This is a genomic window from Asticcacaulis sp. EMRT-3, from assembly GCF_030027245.1.
Lineage (GTDB): Bacteria > Pseudomonadota > Alphaproteobacteria > Caulobacterales > Caulobacteraceae > Asticcacaulis.
In genome coordinates, this window is record NZ_JASERT010000002.1 from 34,330 (window position 1) to 56,877 (window position 22,548).

Below are 22,548 nucleotides of genomic sequence, written 5' to 3' on the forward strand. Positions count from 1 at the left end.
CGCTTAACGTCAGACTCAAGTCGCTACCCTGGCGCGTTTCCCCAAAAAGCGGACCTGCTTTTTGGGCGGAGATGTATTTAAAAAACAGAAGCTTAGAGCGCCGATCTGATCCAACCAAATCGGAACATGTTCTAAATAATCTTTATGGAATGCGCTTGGCACCCGCCGGGCACGTAAGTCGGTCATTGTAATACTATCTATGGGAAAATCATGATTATGGCAGGGATTATGGCCTTGTTCGGCCGTTCCGTCGCGGCGCCATCGGATGTGTCAGCAGACAAAATTTTCTCCGAGGAAAATCAGACCGAAGACCTCATGCTTGTCAAATTTGGCAGTGGTGAAAATTCGGATGATTATACCCTTGCTGGATGGTCGCATAGCGAGTCCACCTTCCGCTGGTCACTGGAAGGCAAGAGTGTGCTTTCGCTGCCGGTTGTTTTCAATGCCTGGATCAGAGCCGAACTCGACGTTTTCAGCCTGCCGGACATGCGTCAGCCACTTTACATACACATGGATGGTCGGGAGATTGCGCGGTTCGAGATTGAAGGTCGGCAGACGGTATATTTTGACGTGCCCCCCGCCCGGACAGGGCGGATGATGCAATTGGAGTTCATCCATCCCGTTTTTCGCACCGATTTTAGCCAGACGGAAGATGTTCGCCCCCTGGCCCTGGCCTTTTCCACCTTACGGCTGATGGGGTCCCGTTCCGCAATCGATGAGATCGCAAGCGCCACACTTAAAGATATTCAGGCCGAATATGGTCAGAATACGGGCGCAAACTATCTGGCTCCCTCCTCGCTTGAGGTGACGCCGACGCCGCTCAAGCGTATCGCCTTGATCGGGTCGTGCTATATGAATGCGTGGGCCTTTCAGCAGAGCAATCTCGACGGGTGTCACGCGGATTTCTTTACCGTCAATAATGGTGCGCCGCTGCCCGACATCAGCGAAGCCGACATCAAGGCCTATGACCTTCAAATCATCCAGATGCCGTTGCGTTCCCTTATAGATTACGGGCTTTATTCGCGCGGATCATGGGATAATGCGCAAGACGCCGAAGATTGTTTTCGGCAGGCCTGCGACAGGCTGGCGCTCCTTGTTGATACCTACATGGATTGGAATGTACGTTTTGGCACGCTGACATTCGTGGCAAACTATTATCTGCCGGAAATGAACCCGATGGGCCGGCTGTTTCCCAGGTTCGATTTCCGTAATCCGGAATATCTGGTCAGCCGTCTGAACGAATTTCTGGAAAACTACATCAGCAAATTCAACAACTGCTACATTTTCGATATTGACCGCGTTATGGCCTCCATCGGGCGGCGCTATATTCAGGGCGACAAGGTCGAGATGACCTGGCTGGGTCAGGTGCTGCCGGCGCAAGACCTGGCAGGCGAACAGCGTATGGAAACGGCGCCAGCGCTTATGGGTCATTATGAATACGAGGCCCTGCCGCTCATGCGTGGCGCGCTGTGGCGCGAGCTTGTGGCTATGTACCGTACCGTTCGCCAGGTGGACACGGTCAAGCTCGTGGTGGTCGATCTTGACGACACCTTATGGCGCGGAGTCAGCGGCGATATGACCGATGTTCACGGTGGTATTGTCGAAGGCTGGCCTCTTGGCGTAGTGGAAGCCCTGCTTTTCCTGAAAAAGCGTGGTGTTTTGCTGGCCATTATCAGCAAAAACGAAGAAAGCCGGATTCGTGAGATATGGCATCAGATCTTCTATGGCTTGCTGACACTTGAAGATTTTGCTGCGGTGCGCATCAACTGGCGGCCGAAGGCCGAAAATATGCAGGAGATACTCCAGGACATCAACCTGCTACCGAGAAGTGTCGTTTTCCTTGACGACAATCCTGTCGAACGCGCAGCCATGTCGCGTCTCTTTCCCGACATGCGAATTTTTGGACGCTATCCGTACTATTTCCGACGGATGTTGCTGTGGTCGGCGGAAACGCAGTCGGCGTCGGTGACGGCGGAATCAGGCCGGCGCACCGAAATGGTGCAGGCACAGTTGCATCGGGAAGAGCAGCGCAAGGGTTTGTCGCGTGAAGAATTTCTCATGCAGGCCGCTCCCAGGGTAACGCTGTCGCAGGTCGGATCGGCCGAAGATGCACGGTTTTCGCGCTGCCTGGAACTTATCAATAAAACCAATCAGTTCAATACAACCGGGCGCCGCTGGAACCTGGAGGAAATAAACACCTTTTTCGCGCAGGGTGGAAGATTATATGTGTTCGATGTCGTCGATAAATTTACCAGTTATGGTCTGGTCGGCGTTGTCATGGTCAAGCCATCTGAAATCGTACAATGGGTTATGTCCTGCCGCATTCTGGGTTATCAGATTGAAGATGCGGTTATGCGCACCCTTCTGAACGATCTGTTTGAAGGGGGCGCTGTATCCGTCAGCGGGACCCTGAAAGACACTGACGTCAACTATCCGTGCCGGGATTTGTTCAGCAAGACGGGCTTTGAAAAGGTTGCCGACACGCTCTTCTCGATAGGCCCTGATCAAAACAGGCCCATGCCGCCGCACATAGACCTGACAAGGGCATAAAATTTTTCATAAGGCGCTCTAAGCGCTCTAAAATTCCGGTGCATCCAGTCCGTGGATGAAACGCATATGGGCTTCATCTATGCCATGCGGCGGTTGGATCAGTTGAAGATCTTTCGGCAATGGCCAATACAGATTGACCGATTTGCGGTGAAAGTTCATCTGAACCACGTCTCCGGAGGGCACCTTGACGAGAAGGCGTTGCGATTCATGACCTTCGCCGTACAGTATCGTGTGACCCAACCGACGCCCATACAGAACTGAAAATGCTATGCCCAGCGCCTCGTCTTCGCTGGTCAGGGCATTGAGCCAGATACGATTGCCCACCCGTGCAATCAGGGGCACGGTATCATGTGCATGGGTGACATAGGCTGATACGGCGCACTGGCTGGACGGCTGGTAAACCACCAGATCGTCGCGGATAAAGATGGTTCGATCCGTGCCGGCAATGGGCAAGGTCTGAGAAAAATCCTTATAGACCAAGCTATTATCGGAAAAGCCATCACACAGACAGCTTTCATCAAGACCCGAACGGGCGTGGCTGAAGAGAAGGGTGGTCTCGTCGCCCAGGTCACACAGCCGACGGGAGAGGGGCTCATCCTTACGCACGCTGAAATCGATCACATAACGATATGGAGACAGATCCATGTCGCGGGCTTCGGCGACGGTTCTGACATCGGATTGCGGGGCCAGACGGCGCAGTGGATACCAGATGGCTTCGCGCACGATGGTCGTGTGCCAGTCTTCAGGCGCTTCATTGAGATCATTGATGATCAGAAGCGTAGCGGGCAGGGGCGCCGTGTCGCCTGACCGCTGGCGTGCGATAAATGCCTTTGCCAGCCGGGCCTTGATGTCACCCCACTGTTCGGTCGGTAGCAGCATCGAACCTTCAAAGGCTTCATTCCAGCTATAAATGAAAATAATCGAAGGATCGCTGGCCGCAGCCAGCCAGCCCATTTCTTTGTAATAGCGCAGATCATTACGAATTACACGTTCAAGGCCATCACGTTGGGCCACGCCCAGATTATCGAATCCGAAATTCCAGGTGACGGCGTCGTGGCCGAACTGAGCCTGCGGTGTATCCAGAACAAAATGGAAGGCGCAGAAATTTTCTCTGTGATGCAGCAGCAGATGTTCAAGAAACGGCGCATTCGTGAACGTCCAGTAAAAGACCGGCCTGGTCGAGAAAACACACATTTCACGGATGAGGTTTATGGCAAATTCGTCCCATATCCGAGGCTCGGAAAAGCTGCGATCAAAGCCGTAACCAAAGACAAAGTTCATGTGTCTGTCTTTGGCGTCGCACATCAATAGGTCTTGTGGAACATGAGTATAAAAACGCGCCAGTAGCGATGACACCAGTTCCACCGTAGCCTCGTCGGGTCTTATGCCCTGTGAAACCGTCAGGGTTGCATTCATCGTTTCCTGTGACTGGTTGAGCACTTTGAAGGTGATTTCCAGATCCAGAAACGGGCAAATCTTAAGTCCACTTTCGGCCAGGGCGGCGAGCGCTTCAGGAGAGGGCAGGGTCGGTGTAAGGTCGGCGCGAAGATTATATTCCCAGGCAATCCCGTCGATGCCAAGGCTGCGGATATAATCAAATTGCGCCTTGTAAAAAGCTTTCGACGAACGATCATTGCCCGTAATACCGATCGCGGCCCAGTCAAGCTGATCGGGGAAGCTGTCCTCGATCCAGCTCTTTTCGTGGAACCAGTCAAAAAACTGGATGACAACCGGTGTTTTTTTACCGTTAGGCATAGGCCCTCTGCAAGCCAGGAGTTAGAGCGTTTCCCCAAAAAGTGGATCCACTTTTGGGACATGGAAGAGCGATAAAACAAAAGCGCTCTAAGTGAAAAACATGCGGCGCGTCAGACCTCAGCCTTCAAGAGCGTCCACAAAATCATTCAGCGCGTCTATACTCATCGGTTCACCGGCATCAGGCAAGCCGCAATAGGCGAGGCTGTGCCCCAGAATCTGACAGATACCCATATGCCAGAGATTGGTGCGCTCAGGCCAGGATAAAACGCCCAGCCGCATACCCGGATGGCTGAAAATGATGTTGTGCAGGGCGCTGCCATCCTCGCCGATCACGACGCGCGCTTCACGCATGATCCGAATTTGCTCAGGGATGGAAAGTGTTTCAGGAAATACAATCGCATAGCCCCTGTCCCGGAGAGCGTTTTCAATGTCGGCTATATTGGGGACGCTGCGGCGCGCGCTGAAGGCAAGCTGACGGCGGCTGAAAAACACCTTACGACTGAGTTGCGCCTTATCCATCGGTGGCGGACTGTAGGCTTGCAGAATGCGCGCCCAGGCCGCCTTCAGCGACGTCTCACCAAGCCGGTATCCCGACTTCGACGCGGTCGGGACAATGGCTTCCTCGACCTTGAAGAAGCGGGCCGGGTGGGGCTGAAAGCGTGCCGGATCAAGCGCAAGCGCCTCAAGAAAATAATCTGCCCATTTCGGCATATTATTGTAATAGATCGGCAATCCGTCAAAATCACCAAGGCTGAGAACATGTAGTCTGGGAATGATGTCCAGGAGCCAATGGCCATATATTTCCTGCCCGGGTGCCGACATGATCACCGCCTGGCCGGAGAGGGTATGTTTGCGGAGTTCCTCCAGCATAAGGTCAATATAGTTGCGCGACAGGCTACGATCCAGGATTGTTTCCAGGCCATGTTGATCGGCATACCAGGTGGCAAAATCGATGCCCCAGCCTATGGGTTCGCCAATAAGGCCTTCACGCCGGCCAATGTTAATCGGCATGGCGCAGTTTTCGAAAAAACTATACTCATTGAACTTAAGTATGCCGCTGGACAGAAAGCCAGGTGCGAAGACATTGTGCAGATACAGATTGCGCGTATTGTCTTGTCCGGGGATGTTGAGTAACGCATCCGTATGATATTGCGGAGACGGGTTTTCCACATAGCAGTCGAAGGCAATGTGATAATCCGTATTGATAAAACTGCCGCCGGTGGCGTTTTGGCTGGAAACCTGTGCCGTTTGGGCGATGGCTTCTATGCTTTTGAAAGCGTATGGCCCTGACATATGTCTTCAATTCGATTTCAAGCGCGTTCCACAAGATGAGGCGCATGTTTGGATAAAATATACGTATCAAAGCAAAAAAATTAGCTGTCATGCCTGAAAGCAGACATCACATTTCGCCATGAGGCATCACAAAAAACCTGTGCGCTGATCCTATCAGATCACAATGCCCGCGAGGTTATTTCGGCGTCAGCGTATCAAAATTCCAATCACCGACATCACCGAAAAAGACCTGCCTGCCAGCATCGAGGATCAGTATCTTGTTGCATACCGACTCAATCATGCCGCGGCTGTGCGTCGCCAGAACCATGACGCGCGAACGGGCCAATATGTCGTTCATCCGGGCCGTCGCCCTGTCTTGGAATGAGGCATCGCCCGCGCCGATCCATTCGTCAAGCAGCAAAACATCGGGTTCGAGGCTGGTGGCGACCGCGAAAACGAGGCGCGCCTGCATCCCTGCGCTGTAAGCCTTTACGGGCAGATCCACGTAACCGCCGAGTTCCGAGAAATCGACGATTTCGGGAATACTGGCCAGAACCTTTCTCGTTGGAATGCCGCGCATCCGGCCCATATTGAGGATATTGTCGCGCCCGGTCAGGGCGGCATCCAGCCCGAGGCCGATGTCGATCATCGACGACACCCGGCCGCTGACGAAAACGCGGCCCTTGTCGGGCTCATAGACCCCGGCCAGCACCTTGAGAAGCGTGGTCTTGCCAGCGCCATTATGCCCCATAATGCCGAGGCGGTCGCCTTGATGAAGGCTGAAATTGATATTTTCCAGCGCCCGGACATGGATAATATCCTGCCCGTCTTTCAGCAGCTTGCCACCCACCGCCAGATTGGCGATCGTGTTGCGAATCGAATTCGCGCGAATGGAATATATGGGGTAGGACAGCTCTACCCCGTTGAGATCGATAATGGTGGTGGACATGCGATTAACCGTGGCGGCTCGTACTTAAACCCAGAATGGGATGCGGCGGCGGAAAGAGGTGAAAACTGCGAACCAGACTATGCCCCCGACAACCATGGTGAGCAGGGCCTGTAGCCAGCAGATTTCAGGCGGCATTTTACCTAATAGCGGCGAGCGAACGATTTCAACCAGTCCGTACACGGGGTTGAGATCCACGAAGAGGGCTTTTGCGCCCTTGACGCCGTCAGCCTTCCAGAAGATCGGAGCCGTAAAAAACAGGAGTTGGGATATGTAGGGCATGATGAAACGCAGGTCACGAAAACGCGCGGCCATCATGCCGAAAAACGCCCCCCAGAAGAACATGCTGACCAGGAGGATTGGCAGGCCAAAAATGACCGTCCAGTTCGGGACGGCCAGACTACCGACGCAAACCAGCGTAATATAAAACACGACCAGATTATGCAGGAATGTCAGGAAGGATCGCGATACGCCTTCGAATACAAAATAGGTAAACGGGTAGGCGTGGTTTTTAATTGTGCCCGCAGCGCTCAGGAAAACTTCCGGGCCTTCATTGAAAATGAAACTGACCAGTCCGAAGGTCAGGATGCCCCCCATGACGAAGGGCAGTATGTCTTTCAGCGACTGGCCCTGAATGATGCCGAACACGAGCGACAGGGCCAGAGAGGTCGTGACCATGCCGCCGGCGATCCACAGGGAGCCCAGCATGGTATGCTTATATTTTGCGCTGATTTCGTGATAGGCTTGATAAAACCACACGTTGTAGAGCGAGGCGCCTTTTTTCAGGTCGCTGACAGACTTAGCTATCGAAGCCGGCACACTATCCTCATAGACTTGGTTCAGAAAAGCGGAAACCGCATGGCGTCAGCCGTGTTAGACCAGTTTATGGTGTCATGCAATACGTGGCGGCGGGGTAAATTGGCCGGTGGAAAACTTGCGGCGAAGATCGCAGGGGTGGACGATCAACTCTAAAAAAAGCGACTTTGCAGCTTGAAAAATGATCGTGATTTAAAATGATGCGTCCTGGCTGATGTTGCGCGTTTTGTCATCACGTCATGGTGACCGCGTAAAACGAAACCGGCTTGACCCTGGCCATCTGGCAAGCGCCGAACCGCTCGCTTCAAAGTTGCCGCTAGAGCAACGCGCGTTTCATTTGACTCATCGCAGATTGTCAAGGCCGACTGGCCGTCCGAGCTTATGCGAGGAGCCCATTCTTCTTAAAAGAAATGGCGGCGTTTGAGCTGCAAATAATGCTTATACCAACTTGCACCCAAACAGGTTCTGGGCTGCGCAAGTTGGTATAAGGCCTGTCAAACAAGAAAATATGAAGTCCTGTTAGATTTCAGACGTGCTTTGCGTTTACTGCACCGCTATGGTTGGCCGACGAAATGCAAGCGATCTGGAATGACGTATGAATAATCCTTACAGCGGCAAGCCCGATTATCAATTCTGGCGGCGCAGCTTTGCGGGCAGGGCCGCGACCGAAGTCGACCCGGTGACAGGCGCGAGTTTTTCCATCGGTCGCAATGACAAGGTCGCCACCGCCGGCAGTTGTTTCGCCCAGCACGTTTCGCGCACACTGAGCGAGATGGGCTTCAACTATATGGTGACCGAACAGAGGCCGGCCTCGCCATCCGGCCCTGATGAAAATTATGGAACCTTTTCCGCCCGTTACGGCAATATATATACGGTCAGGCAGCTCAAGCAGCTTATACAGCGCGCCTATGGGCTTTTCACACCGACCGACACAGCCTGGCAGCGGGCCGACGGGCGCTATGTCGATCCTTTCCGGCCCTATATTCAGGCTGACGGTTTTGCATCGCCCGAAGACGTGATGCACGACCGTGAAGCCCATCTCGCAGCGGTGCGCGATGTGTTTGAAAACTGTGAGGTCTTTATTTTCACCCTCGGCCTGACCGAGGCCTGGCAGGCTGTGGCGGATGGTGCCGTTCTTCCCATCTGCCCGGGGGTTGTCGGGGCGCAGGTCGAAGGCGAAGCCTACCGCTTCCATAATTTCAGCGTGGCGGAAACCGAAGCCGATCTGAACTGGGTCATGCACCGCCTTCATGCTCTCAACCCGGCCTGCAAAGTGCTTCTGACCGTATCGCCCGTCGCCCTGATCGCCACCTATGAAGACAGCCATGTGCTGACCGCCACCACCTACAGCAAGTCGGTTTTGCGCGTCGTGGCGGATATGGCGGCAAGAAGTTTCGATTTTGTCGATTATTTTCCGTCCTATGAGATGATTCTGGGGCCGCAGGGCCGCGGCGCTTTTCTCGAAGACGATTTGCGCGAAATCCGGCCGGAAGGGGTCAAATACGCGATGTCGAAATTCGCGGCCCACTATCTTTCGGATGGATCGGCCGGAGTCGCGCCGCCGCCCGTCGCGGCGACAGCCGCCGCTATTGACAGGCAGCGCGTGGCGATGAAAACCATCGCCGACATTATTTGTGACGAAGAAAATATTGATCCGTGTTTCTAAAGAAAAAACTGAAAATAGCCATTATCGGTGGTTGCCAGTCCGCAGGCCTGCGTGAGGCGACACTCAGTCTTGTGCCAAGATGCGAGGTCACCTGCTGGCACGCCGGTGTGCATCCCGATTCGCCCGAGCAGATTTTCGGGAAGCTGCGGGCTTTCGACCTGATCATATCCCAGATCTCGCCCGGTCATGGCCTTGAAATCCTCGAAATGGATTCGCTGCGCCGTGAATTCAAATCGGTTCACTTCATGCCGACAGCGGTTTTTGCCGGCTTTCACCCCGATATGACCTATATCATGGATCACGAAGGGCTCCTCAGCGCCGTCCATTCCGATTTTCATTCCAGGATCGCGGTGGCGGCCTATCTGCTGGGCCTGTCCCCGGAAAAGACACTGAAACTGTATAATCCGCTGGTGTTTGCCGAACTGGGATATTTCGAGGATTTCCCCGCGGCCCGCCTGGTGTTTGAACAAAATTTGCAGGACGGCGGCCTCAACACCGATGGTTTGTTCGATAGCTGTATCCGCGACGTCGGCGCCTTCATGTACATGGCCAACCATCCCCATATTCAGGTTCTGACGCGAATGTGCCGCGATCTGTACATCCGGCTCGGCCTGATCGGCAAAAAAACAGCCTTGCCAGCCGTCCGGAAGGATCACCTGGCTGAAAGCTTTACCTGGCCGGTTTATCCCGCACTGGCGCAACGCGCCGGGGTGACGGGCTCGATGAACTTTCAGCGGCCAGCCTGGATGACGCCCCAAGGCGAGGCGCGCGAATTTCCGATGCAAACCTATCTGCGGGACCTGCATGGTTTTTACACCACAGTGCCACGCCACCGGCTTGAATCCGGCACGGTGACTCCTGTGCGCGACAAACTGGCCGAACTCATTCTCTGATGGGTTTTGCGCGGACGACGCGAAATTATAGGCTTGCCACAAGGCGAAAAACTGACATAGGGCTAAGCCTGCTCATCAATGATGGATGGTGTTATGAAGCGCATACTTATTACGGGCGGCAGCGGCTTTCTCGGTTCCCATCTTTGTGACAGGCTCCTGGCTGAGGATCATGAAGTCCTCTGCGTTGACAATTATTTCACCGGCCGCCGGGAAAATATAGAGCATCTGATCGGCCACAAGCGCTTCGACCTGCTGCGTCATGATATTACCTTTCCGCTCTATGTTGAAATAGACCAGATCTATAATCTGGCCTGTCCGGCCTCGCCTGTGCATTATCAGTTTGACCCGGTGCAGACGACGAAGACGAGTGTGATCGGGGCCATCAACATGCTGGGCCTCGCCAAGCGCGTCAAAGCCCGTATCCTGCAAGCCTCGACCTCGGAGGTTTACGGCGACCCATCGGTGCACCCGCAGACGGAGAGCTACTGGGGCAATGTCAATACAACGGGCATCCGTAGCTGTTATGATGAGGGCAAGCGCTGCGCCGAAACGCTGTTCTTCGACTATTGGCGCCAGCACGCGCTCGACATCAAGGTCATGCGCATCTTCAATACCTACGGCCCGCGCATGCACCCCAATGATGGCCGCGTCGTCAGCAATTTCATCGTGCAGGCGCTGAAAGGCGAAGACATCACCATCTACGGCGATGGTTCCCAGACGCGCTCCTTCTGTTATGTGGACGACCTGATCGACGGCATGGTGCGGCTCATGAACAGCCGTGACGGCTTCACGGGCCCGATCAATATCGGCAATCCATCCGAATTCACCATGCTGGCCCTGGCCGAAAAGGTGCTGGCGCAGGTAGGCGGCCGCTCGAAGATTGTCCATATGTCACTGCCTCAGGACGATCCGAAGCAGCGCCAGCCCGACATTACGCTGGCGAAGTCCGAACTGGCCTGGCAGCCCAAGGTGAGCCTGGATGACGGGCTGACCCAGACAATCGCTTATTTTCGCAAGCATCTGAACGTATAGGTATTGTCATTCAACAACGATGATCTTCGCAATGCCACCGAAGCGGGTCAGTGTGCAAACTGACCCGCGATGCAATCTGGACATATCTGAAATCGTTCCAGGTCAAGGGCGATTGACAGCTATGGCTTGACGGACTTGCTTAGCCGATCAACGATTCGCTGCACGATATTGCGGTCGTCCCGAAATTCGCTTGAAATTTTTAGTCGTTCCGCAATGGCTTCGACAGACAAGCTGGGGAGCGGCAATTTGACGAAATCTTCATAGGACAGACGATCTATCAGGGCTTCAGTGCCGAACCATTTCGGTCTTTTTTGTCGTTCATTCCATACGGCGACAATGCCCATAGTATCATCGATAAAACTATAGCGGGCTTCCGTGAAGTCATTAATCCAGGCAACCAGTTTATAAACATCGCCCATCCAGTTGCGGTCAGTGTCTCCGCGCGCAATTTTTAAATGATGACATTTCGTATGATCGCGCATCGCGGCGAAGGCGTCGGATGGATAGCAGTCATCAATCAATATAATTCCACCCGGTTTTATTCTGCCCCAGGCATTCATGAAATCACGCCGCACCTGCTCGTAGAGATGCAGTCCATCGAGAAAGATGCAATCGAACTGCGCATTATTTGCAGAGAAAAAACTGTCACTGGTGATCGGGAAGGCTGCGCCTTGCAGTTGCGTGACAGGAATCTTGAAATCTGGATCGACGGCAACCTTATGGCGGATATTGACCTTGTTAAAGGTATCCCCGGCTTCGACGCCAATTTCCAGATAATCTGAATATGCACCCTTCGATAATATGTTGATGATGTCGTGACGTTCCAAAGTTTTTCCAATCGAAAGATTAGAGCGCGTTTCGATCTGATGGAACCAGATCGGCGTTCTAAGTTTTTGTTTTTACGCGCCTTCTGATCAAAAAAGGGAGCTTTTTTAGGAAAAACGCTCTAAATTACAGAAAAATACTTAAGTATTCAGACATTTAGCAAGATAGCGTCCGTAATCGCTTTTGCCGAGGTTTGTCGCCAAATTTTCAAGTTGCTCGTCATTGATATAGCCGCGGCGCCAGGCGATTTCTTCCGGGCAGGCGATCTTGAAACCTTGCCGTTTTTCCAGCACACGCACGAATTCCGCCGCATCGAGCAGGCTGTCGGGCGTGCCGGTGTCGAGCCAGGCATAGCCGCGCCCAATGGGCTGTACGCTTAACTGACCACGCTCCAGATAGATCCGGTTGACATCGGTAATTTCATATTCACCGCGCGCCGAAGGCTTCAGATTGGCGGCAATATCCACCACCTGATGGTCGTAGAAATAAAGCCCGGTAATGGCCCAGTTGGAACGGGCCTTGAGGGGCTTTTCCTCGACCGACAGGGCTTTGAACTGGTCGTCGAACTCAACCACACCATAGCGTTCGGGGTCTGCCACCTGATAGGCGAAGACGCTGGCACCGTGCGTAATACTGGCGGCTTCTTCGAGAAAGCTGGTCAGAGACGGGCCATAATAGATATTGTCGCCGAGGATCAGGCACGACGGTTCCTTGCCGACAAAATCAGCACCGATAATATAGGCCTGCGCCAGCCCGTCCGGTGACGGTTGTTCGGCATAGCTCAGATTGATGCCCCACTGCGCACCATCTCCCAAAAGCTTCTGGAACAGCGGCAGATCATGCGGCGTCGAAATGATCAGAATGTCGCGGATGCCCGCCATCATCAGGGTCGATAGCGGATAATAGATCATCGGCTTATCATAGACCGGCATCATCTGCTTGGAGACGCCAATCGTCATGGGATGAAGGCGTGTGCCGCTGCCCCCCGCCAGAATAATGCCCTTCATGTTCGTTTCCTCTGTGTTTTCTCTGCCCGGCGACGCATTCAGCGGCTCAGCAGGCGGTCAAGACAATCATCCAGCGAGGTGCGCCAGGGATCCAGTTGCAGTTGGTAGGTCGCCTTCAGCTTTTCGCCAGACAGCCTTGAATTGGCCGGGCGTTTGGCAGGCGTCGGATACTGGCTGGACGGGATCGGATTGACCTTGACCGGCTGACGACCACGCGCCTCAGCGCCCTTGAAAATGGCTTCGGCGAACCCAGCCCAGTGGGTTTCGCCCTGGCCGGTGAGGTGAAAGACGCCGCGTAAAGCCGGATCGGCGTCCGCCACGACACGCCGCGCCGCGCTTAAAAGTGCGCGTGCGATTTCCGGTGCATAGGTCGGGCAGCCATACTGATCGGCCACCACATTCAGCTCATCGCGTGTTTCGCCGAGCCGCAGCATGGTTTTGACGAAGTTGTTGCCAAACGGCGAATAGACCCAGGCCGTGCGGAAAATGACGTGATTGGGCGTGGCAGCGGCGATCTGACGCTCGCCCGACAGCTTGGTAGCGCCATAGATGCTGGCCGGCGCCGGAACATCGTTTTCGTTATATACCCCGTCCTTGTCACCGGCGAACACATAGTCGGTGGACAGGTGCAGGATCGGCACGTTCAGCTTCGCGGCGATGCGCGCCAGTTCGCCGGGGCCATCGCCATTGATTGTCTGTGCCAGCTCGGTTTCCGTCTCGGCCTTGTCAACGGCGGTATAGGCGGCGGACGAAATGATCACGTTGGGGCACGCGGCTGTAATCGGGCCTGTCAAACTGGCCGGATCGGACAGGTCAATTTCCGGCAGGCCGAGACGGATGATGGTCAGGCCCTGCGCCTCGCCCAACGTCGCAAGTGACGTATCGACCTGACCTGCCTTGCCGGTGACGACGATGCGCATGGTCACGCCTTCAGAACGCCGAGGCGCTCACCCGTATAGACGCCCCCGCGCAAAGGTGCCCACCAGGCCTCATTGGCGAGATACCATGCCACCGTCTTGCGGATGCCGGAATCGAAATTTTCCTGCGCCTTCCAGCCCAGTTCGGTTTCCAGCTTCGTGGCGTCGATGGCGTAACGATGATCGTGGCCGGGACGGTCGGTGACGAAGGTGATCAGGTCAGTATGCGGATGCGACTTGGGGGCCAGCTCATCCATGATCGCGCAGATGCGGTTGACGACCTCCATATTGGTGCGCTCATTGCGGCCACCGACATTATAGGTTTCGCCAAGGCGGCCCTTGGAGCAGATCAGGTGCAGGGCGCGGGCGTGATCCTCGACATAGAGCCAGTCGCGGATATTGGAGCCGTCGCCGTAAACGGTCAGGGGCTTGCCTTGCAGCGCATTGATAATGTTGAGCGGGATCAGCTTTTCCGGGAAATGATAGGGGCCGTAATTGTTCGAGCAGTTGGACACGACCACGGGCAGGCCATAGGTGCGGTGCCAGGCCTTGGCCAGATGATCGGACGCTGCCTTCGACGCCGAATAGGGCGAGGACGGATCATAGGGCGTGACTTCTTCAAACAGGCCCGTGGGGCCGAGCGAACCATAGACCTCATCGGTAGAAACATGCAGGAAGCGGAAATCCGCCTTGGCCGCGCCTTCCAGCCCGTTCCAGTAATGGCGCGCCGCCTCCAGCAGGGTGAAGGTGCCCATGACATTGGTTTCAATAAAATCCTTCGCGCCGGTGATCGAACGATCCACATGGCTTTCGGCGGCCAGGTGCATGATATGATCAGGTCTGAAACCTGCTATGGCCGCGTCAACCGCCGTGCGGTCACAAATATCGGCCTTGACGAAGCGGTAATTGGGCAGGGCCTCGACCGGGGCCAGCGACTCCAGATTACCGGCATAGGTCAGCTTGTCGAGATTCAGTACCTCCGCGCCAACCTCTGCCACCAGATAGCGCACGAGCGCCGACCCGATGAAACCTGCCCCCCCGGTTACCAGAACGCGCATAGTCAATATCCTTTGGCAGAAAACATTTTCAAAAAAAGCCCCCCGGCCCTGGTTTGATAACAGCTAACGCATTTCGCGCAGACTGGCCAGAGGCGGCTGCACGCGATCCTTGTCCGACAGCATGGCCTTGCCGGGATCGACCGGCCACACAATGCCGATTTCCGGATCGTCGAAAGCAAGCCCTGCATCGTGCTCGCGCGAATAGGGATTGGTCACCTTGTAAAACACCTCGGTGTCAGGCACGAGCGTGCAAAAGCCGTGGGCGAAACCGTCCGGCACCCATAACTGCTCGCCCTTTTCAGCCGTCAGGGTTTCGCCGACCCATTGGCCAAAGGTCGCCGAGCCGGGGCGTATATCGACAGCCACATCGAAGATGGCACCTTTCAGGCAGCGCACCAGCTTGCCCTGACCCATCGGTGCCTTCTGATAGTGCAGGCCGCGGATCGTGCCCACCTGACGCGACAGGGACTGATTGTCCTGCACGAAGGTCACATCCTCAACATTGTCACGAAACCATTGGGCCTTGAAGGCTTCCATGAAGAAACCGCGATCATCACCGATCATTTTCGGCAGAATTAAAGCCGGCCCGAAAATTTCAAAACGTTTAACGTGCAAAAGCTCTCGTCCTTATTGGGCTGATACCGAAGCTTCTATCTTTCGCATCAAATGATCGTCAAGGCCAAGCGCATTAGTGGCCTCAGATTTCATACTCCGGGGCATTCACCAGATAGCCCTGTTCAAACATGAAACGCACCACTTTTTCGGCCAGAAGCTCGGCGCTGTCGGTCGTGGTATCGAGCGTGAGTTCAGGGTTTTCCGGTGCTTCATAGGGGCTGTCGATGCCGGTGAAGTTCTGGATCTCGCCCGCCCGCGCCTTGGCGTAAAGCCCCTTGACGTCGCGTTGTTCAACCACCTCAAGCGGCGTGGCGACATGGATTTCGATGAACTCACCGCTGTCCAGCAGCTCGCGCGCCATGCGGCGTTCGGCGCGAAACGGCGAGATGAACGACACCAGCGTGATCAGGCCCGCATCGACCATCAGTTTCGAGACTTCCGCGACGCGGCGGATATTTTCGACGCGATCAGCATCGGTAAAGCCCAGATCCTTATTCAGCCCGTGGCGAACATTATCGCCGTCCAGCAGATAGGTGTGATGGCTCAAAGAGAGCAGCTTTTTCTCAACCAGATTGGCGATGGTCGATTTGCCCGCGCCGGACAGGCCGGTGAACCACAGAACGACCGGCTTCTGGCCCTTGGCCGCCGCGCGCGTTGTTTTCGAGACATCGAGCGCCTGCCAGTGGATATTGGTGGCGCGGCGCAAACCATGCTCGATCATGCCGGCACCGAGCGTCAGGTTCGACACCCGGTCGATGACGATAAAGGCGCCCGTGGCGTGATTATCGGCGTAAGCGTCAAAGGCCACGGGTTCGCTGGTGGCGATATTGACCACGGCCACTTCGTTCAGGTGCAGGGTCTTGGCGGCCAGTTCGGCAAAGGTATTGACGTCGGTCTTGTAGCGAATATCGGTCACCGAGGCGGAGAGCGTGCGCGCGCCGATCTTGATCAGCAATTGCCGGCCGGGGATCAGTTCCTGCTCGCTCATCCAGATCAGGCGGGCCTGAAACTGGTCGGCCACATCGGGCCGCGCTTCGGGATGGGCCAGCACATCGCCGCGCGAAATATCGATCTCGTCTTCCAGTGTCAGGGTCACGGCCTGACCGGCAAAGGCCAGCGGCAGATCGCCATCATAGGTGACGATGGATTTAACCTTCGAGGCCTTGCCCGAATTGGCGACCACAATCGCGTCACCGGGCTTGACCGTACCCGAAGCGACGGTGCCGGAAAAGCCGCGGAAATTGAGATCGGGCCGGTTGACCCACTGCACGGGCAGGCGGAACGGCTTATCCGCCTGATCATCGGACACATCGACGGTTTCGAGATGCTCAACCAGCGTCGGCCCCTGATACCAGTCCATCTTGTCGCTGCGCGTCAGCACATTATCGCCATAGCGCGCCGACAAAGGGATGGCTTGCAGGGTTTCAAAGCCGAAATCGGCGGCAAAGGCGTGATAGTCTGAGACGATCTGTTCGAACACGCCCTCGGAATAGTCCATCAGGTCGATCTTGTTGACCGCCAGCACCACATGCTTGATGCCGAGCAAGGACACGATGAAGGAATGGCGGCGCGTCTGGGTCAGGATACCTTTGCGTGCATCGATCAGGATGACGGCCAGGTCGGAATTGGATGCGCCGGTGGCCATATTGCGCGTATATTGCTCATGACCTGGGGTGTCGGCCACGATGAATTTGCGCTTGTCGGTCGTGAAGAAACGATAGGCCACGTCAATCGTGATGCCCTGTTCGCGCTCGGCTTGCAGGCCATCGACCAGCAGGGCCAGGTCGATGTCATCGCCCGTCGTGCCGAATTTACGCGAATCCTTTTCGATACCGGCCAACTGGTCTTCAAAGATCAGCTTGGTGTCGTACAGCAGCCGCCCGATCAGGGTCGATTTGCCGTCATCGACGCTGCCGCAGGTCAAAAAGCGCAGCAGGTCTTTCTTTTCGTGCGCGGCCAGATACTCGACCAGCGCCTTCGTATCGAGCTTTTCTGCAACTATAGTATTCATTAGAAATAGCCCTCACGCTTCTTCTTTTCCATCGAGCCCTGCTCGTCATGATCAATCAACCGGCCTGACCGTTCGGAGGTGCGCGCCACCAGCATTTCGGCGACGATCTCTTCCAGTGTGGCGGCTTCTGATTCAACGGCGGCGGTCAGCGGATAACAGCCCAGCGTGCGGAATCGCACCGATTTCATTTGCGGCGTTTCGCCATTCAGCGGCAGGCGGTCGTCATCGACCATGATCCATTGCCCGCCGCGCTCGACAACCGGGCGCCTGGCGGCGAAATAGAGCGGCACGATGGGGATGTTTTCCATCAATATATATTGCCAGATGTCGAGTTCGGTCCAGTTCGACAGCGGAAAGACGCGGATCGATTCCCCCGGTTTGACGCGGGCATTATAGAGGTTCCACAGTTCCGGACGCTGGTTCTTCGGATCCCAGCCGTGATTGGCGGTGCGGAACGAAAAGATGCGTTCCTTGGCGCGCGACTTTTCCTCATCGCGGCGCGCGCCGCCGAAAGCTGCGTCAAAACCATGCTCGGTCAGGGCCTGTTTCAGCGCATCGGTCTTCATAATATTGGTATAGACGTTCGAGCCGTGATCGAACGGATTGACATTGTCGCGCACGCCGTCCTGATTGGTGTGCTTGTAAAGCGTCAGGCCCAGATCGGCCACCGTCTTGTCGCGGAAGGCGATCATCTCGCGGAACTTCCACGTTGTATCGACGTGCAACAGCGGGAAGGGCGGCTTGGACGGCGCGAACGCCTTCAGCGCCAGATGCAGCATGACCGACGAATCCTTGCCGATCGAATAGAGCATGACCGGGTTTTTGAACTCGGCCGCCACCTCACGCATGATGAAGATTGACTCGGCTTCGAGCCGCTTCAGATGGGTCATTTTTTCGGGGGTCAGTACGGGGGTGATCGTCATGCGCAAACCTTTAGCACCGGCAAGGGGCCGGTGTCTCGACGGGCTTTCTAGCGAACCCGCCGCACCGCGACAAACGTTTAAGCCTCGCCTGATTGTTCAGTCTCGCTAATCTGAACGTTCGGGAAAGCCGTTTGATTGGCTCTATGCTTTAACGGTATTCGAAAAAAGACCCCTCCGGCTCGACGCGCTTCGCTTGCTCGCCAACTCCCTCCTCCCTGCGCGTAAGCGTGGGGACGTGGCGGCGAAGCCGACGGAGGGGTATCTTGCTATGCTTTACGCCCCGATCTCTGCATCACCGAAAGCCACAAAATGCGGATTGGCATAGGCGCCGTCGCCGGAATCGAAGCGCTTGCCATAGAGGAGCGGCTGGCCGTCGAGCGTCTCAACCCGTCCGCCGGCGGCGCGCAACACCGCATCGCCCGCCGCCGTATCCCATTCCATCGTGCGGCCCATGCGCGGATAGATGTCGGCGCGGCCCTCGGCCAGCAGGCAGAATTTCAGGGACGATCCCGCCGCCACGAATTCGGCGACATCATAGGCTTCGAGGTATTTTTGCGTCGCTTCCGAGCCGTGCGAACGGCTGCCGATGGCGGTCAAAGCGCCTGCGGGTTTGCGCACATGAACAGGACGCGCCTCGCCGATCACGCCGCCCGCGACCTCGGCCACAAACGCCCCGCCTGTCTTCGAGCCCCACCACATCCTGCCGATGGCCGGGGCGAAGACCGCGCCCATGACCGGCACGCCATCCTCGATCAGCGCGATATTGACGGTGAATTCGCCGTTTTTGGAGATGAATTCCTTGGTGCCATCCAGCGGATCGACGAGGAAAAACGTGCCCGCCAGACTGGGAAAACGTCCGGCGGCGGCCTCTTCCTCGGCCACGACCGGAATGCCGGGGGCGATATGGTGCAGACCGGCCAGAATAATCGCCTCGGCGGATTTGTCGGCCTCGGTAACGGGCGAGGCGTCCTCCTTGCTGACCACCTTAAAATCGGTGGCATAGATGCGCATGATTTCGGCGCCCGCCGCCAGCATGATCGGTTTTAAGTCCATTGTCCCGGCCTTCCTGTTTATCCCCTGCTTTAACGGCCCCGGCAGGGATGACGCAAGTTGGTTTGCGCCAGCCAAGGCAAGCCCTGTCCACGCTCGCGCCGGAAAACAGCCTGTTTCGGCCTCTTTTCACCCCGAAAAACCGGTTTTGCAATCCGTTACAACAGGTCAAAAAGTGCTTCTACACGGAGATGGCGCACAGTTCGTCAATCGCGCAGGTGATATGGTAAAGCGACGAGGCGGGGGCCGGTTCGATCTCGAAATCGCCGCTCTCCTTCATCCGGTCATGATAAAGGCCTTCGATTTCGGTCGAAAGATAAAGCTGTAAGCCGTGCGCCGCCTCGATGGCCTTGGCGATGGCACCTTCGCGGTCAGGGCCGCTCACCATGCGGGATAACTGCACATAGGCCTTGATGCGCTCGGTCTGCGGCCACAGGCGCGCCACCTCGTCTTTCGGTAGGAAATCGTCCCATAATTCATTGAAGGTGACGCCGCGCTTCGGATCGGTGCCCGCCGTTTCGGCGATCTCCATCAGGGTCTGGGCCTTGAGCAGATATTTGGAATCGTTGGTGATTTTCGACCAGCGCATAAACAGCCACGCCCATTCGAACTGGTGGCCGGGCTCAATAATGCGCCCCTGTTCGCCCATCATCGGGTTCCAGTCACCGTCGAAAAACTCACGCAAGGCGCCATTTTTCGGGTTGAGGAACTTGTCCACGCACAGATCGGCGATCATGGCCGCGATCTCACGCCATTTTGCGTCGCCACCGGCCTCCATCCAGGCCAGACACGCCTCGAACATGTGCATGTGCGGATTGGCTTTCAGCGGCAGGGTAGGCGGGTTCGATTCCTCAAAACCGCCTAACGGATGGCTGTACTCGGCCACGATCCTGTCACGAATAAAAACCGCTGCCTTTTCAAGTCCTTTGTCGTCGGGTCGAACGCGAAATGCGGCGGAGTAGGCCAGCATGGCGAAGGCGTGGTCATAGAAATCAAACTCAGCGCGAACCACCGAACCATCGGGGCGCAGCACGGCGTAAAGCAGGCCTGTTTTCGGATTGCGCGCAGGCCCCGCCAGCCAGTTCAGGCCCTGGTCGATGGCCGGTGCCGTCTCGCCCTTATAGCCCATCCGATCGGCCACAGCGTAGGAGAAAACCTGACGCGCCGCCACCCGTGTGCGCCTATCGACATTGCGCGGTGTGCCGTCGAGATTGATCTTCTCGAAAAAGCCGCCTTTTTCGCGGTCGCCACCGGTATTCCACCACAGGGGCAGGGCATGATCAAACAGCCATTGGCGAAGCTCATTTTGCTTGGCATAAAGGCGCGTGGCGAGATCGGGCATGGGGTGGCTTTCACTGAAATTTCAAGTCGCAGGTTTAGGACGCGCGGTGATAAAAATGCAGTCCTGTTTTGCATACATCTGTGGGACTGCTAGAGCAACGAGCATTTAATTTGACTTACAAATTGAATGCGAGATGCGGAAAAACGTAAAATGTAGAGCGGGTTGCATTCCTTTGACCGATTCCATCAGAATGCAGACCGCTCTAGAGGGCGCACCCGGAGGTATATTTCAAAAATAATTATCCGCAAGCCGCTAAATGGGCTGGCGGGTGTACGGCAATCAATGCTTTATAGCCACCGCCCGCTGCACGCATGGTAAACTTAGCACCAAAAGCCCAACCACTATATGGCGGCAAACTATCAGAGGCTTTATGTCATTTAAAATTATACCCGTCATCATGTCCGGCGGATCAGGCACCCGCCTGTGGCCGCTTTCGACACCGGAAGCGCCCAAGCAGTTCCATGCCCTGGCCACGTCCAACAGCATGATTCAGGAAACGGCCCTGCGCCTGACCGGTGAAGGCTTTCTGCCGCCTGTGGCGATCTGTGGTCGCGGTCATCTCGATCTGGTGACGCGCCAGCTCGATCAGATTGGCCTCCTCCCGTCCTCCGTCGTGCTGGAACCGTTTGCGCGTAATACCGCCGCCGTGGCCGCCATCGCCGCTCTGAGCGGACAAGCCACCGACCCGGACGCGCTCGTTCTGCTGGTGCCGGCCGATCATGTGATTATACAACCTGATGCCTTTGTAGCTGCGCTGGAGCGCGCCGCCGAGACGGCCAAAACGCGCATCGTCACCTTCGGCATCAAGGCCGCCCACCCGGAAACCGGTTTCGGCTATATTGAGCACGGCGCGCCGCTTTCCGAGGGCGTCTTTGAAATCAAGCGCTTCTGCGAAAAGCCCGATCTCGATACGGCCACCTCTTATGTGGCGGGTGGCCAGCACGACTGGAATGCCGGTATCTTCCTGTTTTCGCCGGCCATTATGCTGGCTGAGCTGGAAAAGCACGCGCCTGAGGTTCTGGCGGCTGCGCGTGAATCGTTTGAAAAAGCGCAGCGCAACGGCGTGGTGATCCGCCTTGATGAAGAGGCGTTTGCGCGCGTGCCGTCGATCTCGGTCGATTATGCCGTCATGGAAAAGACCAAGGCCTCAGCCGTTGTGCCGTGCGATATTGGCTGGGCTGATGTCGGCGGATTCGCCGAACTGTGGCGGCTGGGCGAAAAAGACGCCTCGGCCAACCACGTCAAGGGCGACGCCATCCTGATCGAGGCCGAGAACTGCCTGATCCACAATAGCGGCCCGGTCGTGGCCGTGATCGGCTTGTCGGACATCATGGTGATTTCGACGCCATCCGGTATTCTGGTGGCGCCGATCTCACGGGCTCAGGATGTGAAGAAAGCGGCGGAAGCCGCCAAGGCGCGGCTTGAGAAGGGTTAAACGTCGGAGCGGGCCACAACCTCTTCAAGCTGCTTGAGGAAGTTCTGCCAGCCATAGTTGGCGCCGCGCAGATTATGGCCTTGCTCCGCCGTGAAGCCCGATTGCGTGACGTGCAGGCGCGTGCCCTGCGGGGTTGGCGTCAGGGTCAGGGTGACGAGCGTGTGCAGGCCACCGCCGGGCAGCTCCCAGCGATAGCTCAGCCGGTCATAGGGCGTCACCTCAACGACATGGCCATCGACCACGCCGTCCCATTGCGGCATGGGCGGGGCGCGCAGGGTAAAGGCATGGCCCGGTTCGGCCTTGAAATCATTGGGTAAAAGCCATTCGGCGATCAGGTGGCTTTCGGTAAGGGCGCGCCAGACCTTTTGCGGTGGGTGGGGCAGGTCGCGTTCCAGGGTCAGTGTACCGGTATCTGTATTGGTGTCAGGCATGAGC

Annotated in this window: 19 protein-coding genes; 5 read left to right on the forward strand and 14 right to left on the reverse strand. The window is 56.2% G+C overall.

Annotation, left to right across the window (positions count from 1 at the left end; genetic code table 11):
• Positions 1-234: 234 nt before the first annotated feature.
• On the forward strand, positions 235-2,550 hold the full coding sequence (locus QB905_RS13545) for an HAD-IIIC family phosphatase (protein ID WP_282975661.1): 2,316 nt from the start codon (positions 235-237) through the stop codon (positions 2,548-2,550).
• 27 nt (positions 2,551-2,577) lie between these two features.
• On the opposite strand, the gene QB905_RS13550 is transcribed toward QB905_RS13545, so the two are convergent.
• The 4 genes from QB905_RS13550 to QB905_RS13565 all read right to left on the reverse strand — a co-directional run bounded on the left by QB905_RS13550 (position 2,578) and on the right by QB905_RS13565 (position 7,342).
• Positions 2,578-4,305, reverse strand: a complete 1,728-nt coding sequence (locus tag QB905_RS13550; protein WP_282975662.1) for a hypothetical protein — start codon at positions 4,303-4,305, stop codon at positions 2,578-2,580.
• Positions 4,306-4,422: 117 nt separating this feature from the next.
• On the reverse strand, positions 4,423-5,598 hold the full coding sequence (locus QB905_RS13555; RefSeq protein ID WP_282975663.1) for a glycosyltransferase family 61 protein: 1,176 nt from the start codon (positions 5,596-5,598) through the stop codon (positions 4,423-4,425).
• Between the two features lie 175 nt (positions 5,599-5,773).
• Complete coding sequence (locus tag QB905_RS13560; protein WP_282975664.1) at positions 5,774-6,526, reverse strand: ABC transporter ATP-binding protein; 753 nt, start codon at positions 6,524-6,526, stop codon at positions 5,774-5,776.
• A gap of 24 nt (positions 6,527-6,550) precedes the next feature.
• Positions 6,551-7,342, reverse strand: a complete 792-nt coding sequence (locus QB905_RS13565; protein WP_282975665.1) for an ABC transporter permease — start codon at positions 7,340-7,342, stop codon at positions 6,551-6,553.
• A gap of 592 nt (positions 7,343-7,934) precedes the next feature.
• Here QB905_RS13565 and QB905_RS13570 point away from each other — a divergent pair.
• From QB905_RS13570 to QB905_RS13580, 3 genes are all read left to right on the forward strand, one after another.
• Complete coding sequence (locus tag QB905_RS13570; RefSeq protein WP_282975666.1) at positions 7,935-9,005, forward strand: GSCFA domain-containing protein; 1,071 nt, start codon at positions 7,935-7,937, stop codon at positions 9,003-9,005.
• Positions 8,996-9,898 (forward strand): WcbI family polysaccharide biosynthesis putative acetyltransferase, encoded by a 903-nt coding sequence (locus QB905_RS13575; protein ID WP_282975667.1) that lies wholly within the window; start codon positions 8,996-8,998, stop codon positions 9,896-9,898. Before QB905_RS13570 ends, QB905_RS13575 begins: the two co-directional genes overlap by 10 nt.
• A 93-nt stretch (positions 9,899-9,991) precedes the next feature.
• Positions 9,992-10,930 (forward strand): UDP-glucuronic acid decarboxylase family protein, encoded by a 939-nt coding sequence (locus tag QB905_RS13580; RefSeq protein WP_282975668.1) that lies wholly within the window; start codon positions 9,992-9,994, stop codon positions 10,928-10,930.
• Between the two features lie 119 nt (positions 10,931-11,049).
• On the opposite strand, the gene QB905_RS13585 is transcribed toward QB905_RS13580, so the two are convergent.
• From QB905_RS13585 to QB905_RS13625, 9 genes are all read right to left on the reverse strand, one after another.
• Entirely contained in the window at positions 11,050-11,757 is a 708-nt protein-coding gene (locus tag QB905_RS13585) for a class I SAM-dependent methyltransferase (protein ID WP_282975669.1), read from the reverse strand.
• 138 nt (positions 11,758-11,895) lie between these two features.
• Complete coding sequence (gene rfbA, locus QB905_RS13590; RefSeq protein ID WP_282975670.1) at positions 11,896-12,762, reverse strand: glucose-1-phosphate thymidylyltransferase RfbA; 867 nt, start codon at positions 12,760-12,762, stop codon at positions 11,896-11,898.
• Between the two features lie 38 nt (positions 12,763-12,800).
• Positions 12,801-13,682 (reverse strand): dTDP-4-dehydrorhamnose reductase, encoded by an 882-nt coding sequence (rfbD, locus tag QB905_RS13595; protein ID WP_282975671.1) that lies wholly within the window; start codon positions 13,680-13,682, stop codon positions 12,801-12,803.
• Positions 13,683-13,684: 2 nt separating this feature from the next.
• On the reverse strand, positions 13,685-14,737 hold the full coding sequence (gene rfbB / locus QB905_RS13600) for a dTDP-glucose 4,6-dehydratase (protein ID WP_282975672.1): 1,053 nt from the start codon (positions 14,735-14,737) through the stop codon (positions 13,685-13,687).
• A gap of 63 nt (positions 14,738-14,800) precedes the next feature.
• On the reverse strand, positions 14,801-15,352 hold the full coding sequence (rfbC, locus tag QB905_RS13605; RefSeq protein ID WP_282975673.1) for a dTDP-4-dehydrorhamnose 3,5-epimerase: 552 nt from the start codon (positions 15,350-15,352) through the stop codon (positions 14,801-14,803).
• Positions 15,353-15,434: 82 nt separating this feature from the next.
• Positions 15,435-17,363, reverse strand: a complete 1,929-nt coding sequence (gene cysN, locus QB905_RS13610; protein ID WP_282975674.1) for a sulfate adenylyltransferase subunit CysN — start codon at positions 17,361-17,363, stop codon at positions 15,435-15,437.
• The gene (gene cysD, locus QB905_RS13615) at positions 17,363-18,286 is read right to left on the reverse strand and encodes a sulfate adenylyltransferase subunit CysD (RefSeq protein ID WP_282975675.1); all 924 of its coding nucleotides are present in this window, start codon (positions 18,284-18,286) and stop codon (positions 17,363-17,365) included. Before cysD ends, cysN begins: the two co-directional genes overlap by 1 nt.
• A gap of 273 nt (positions 18,287-18,559) precedes the next feature.
• On the reverse strand, positions 18,560-19,339 hold the full coding sequence (gene cysQ / locus QB905_RS13620; RefSeq protein WP_282975676.1) for a 3'(2'),5'-bisphosphate nucleotidase CysQ: 780 nt from the start codon (positions 19,337-19,339) through the stop codon (positions 18,560-18,562).
• 178 nt (positions 19,340-19,517) lie between these two features.
• Positions 19,518-20,678: an AGE family epimerase/isomerase gene (locus QB905_RS13625; RefSeq protein ID WP_282975677.1), complete on the reverse strand. Its 1,161-nt coding sequence runs from the start codon at positions 20,676-20,678 to the stop codon at positions 19,518-19,520.
• Between the two features lie 370 nt (positions 20,679-21,048).
• Here QB905_RS13625 and QB905_RS13630 point away from each other — a divergent pair, with 370 nt between their 5' ends.
• Entirely contained in the window at positions 21,049-22,113 is a 1,065-nt protein-coding gene (locus QB905_RS13630; protein WP_282975678.1) for a mannose-1-phosphate guanylyltransferase/mannose-6-phosphate isomerase, read from the forward strand.
• On the opposite strand, the gene QB905_RS13635 is transcribed toward QB905_RS13630, so the two are convergent.
• Positions 22,110-22,544: an SRPBCC family protein gene (locus QB905_RS13635; RefSeq protein ID WP_282975679.1), complete on the reverse strand. Its 435-nt coding sequence runs from the start codon at positions 22,542-22,544 to the stop codon at positions 22,110-22,112. The genes QB905_RS13630 and QB905_RS13635 overlap by 4 nt on opposite strands.
• Positions 22,545-22,548: the final 4 nt, after the last annotated feature.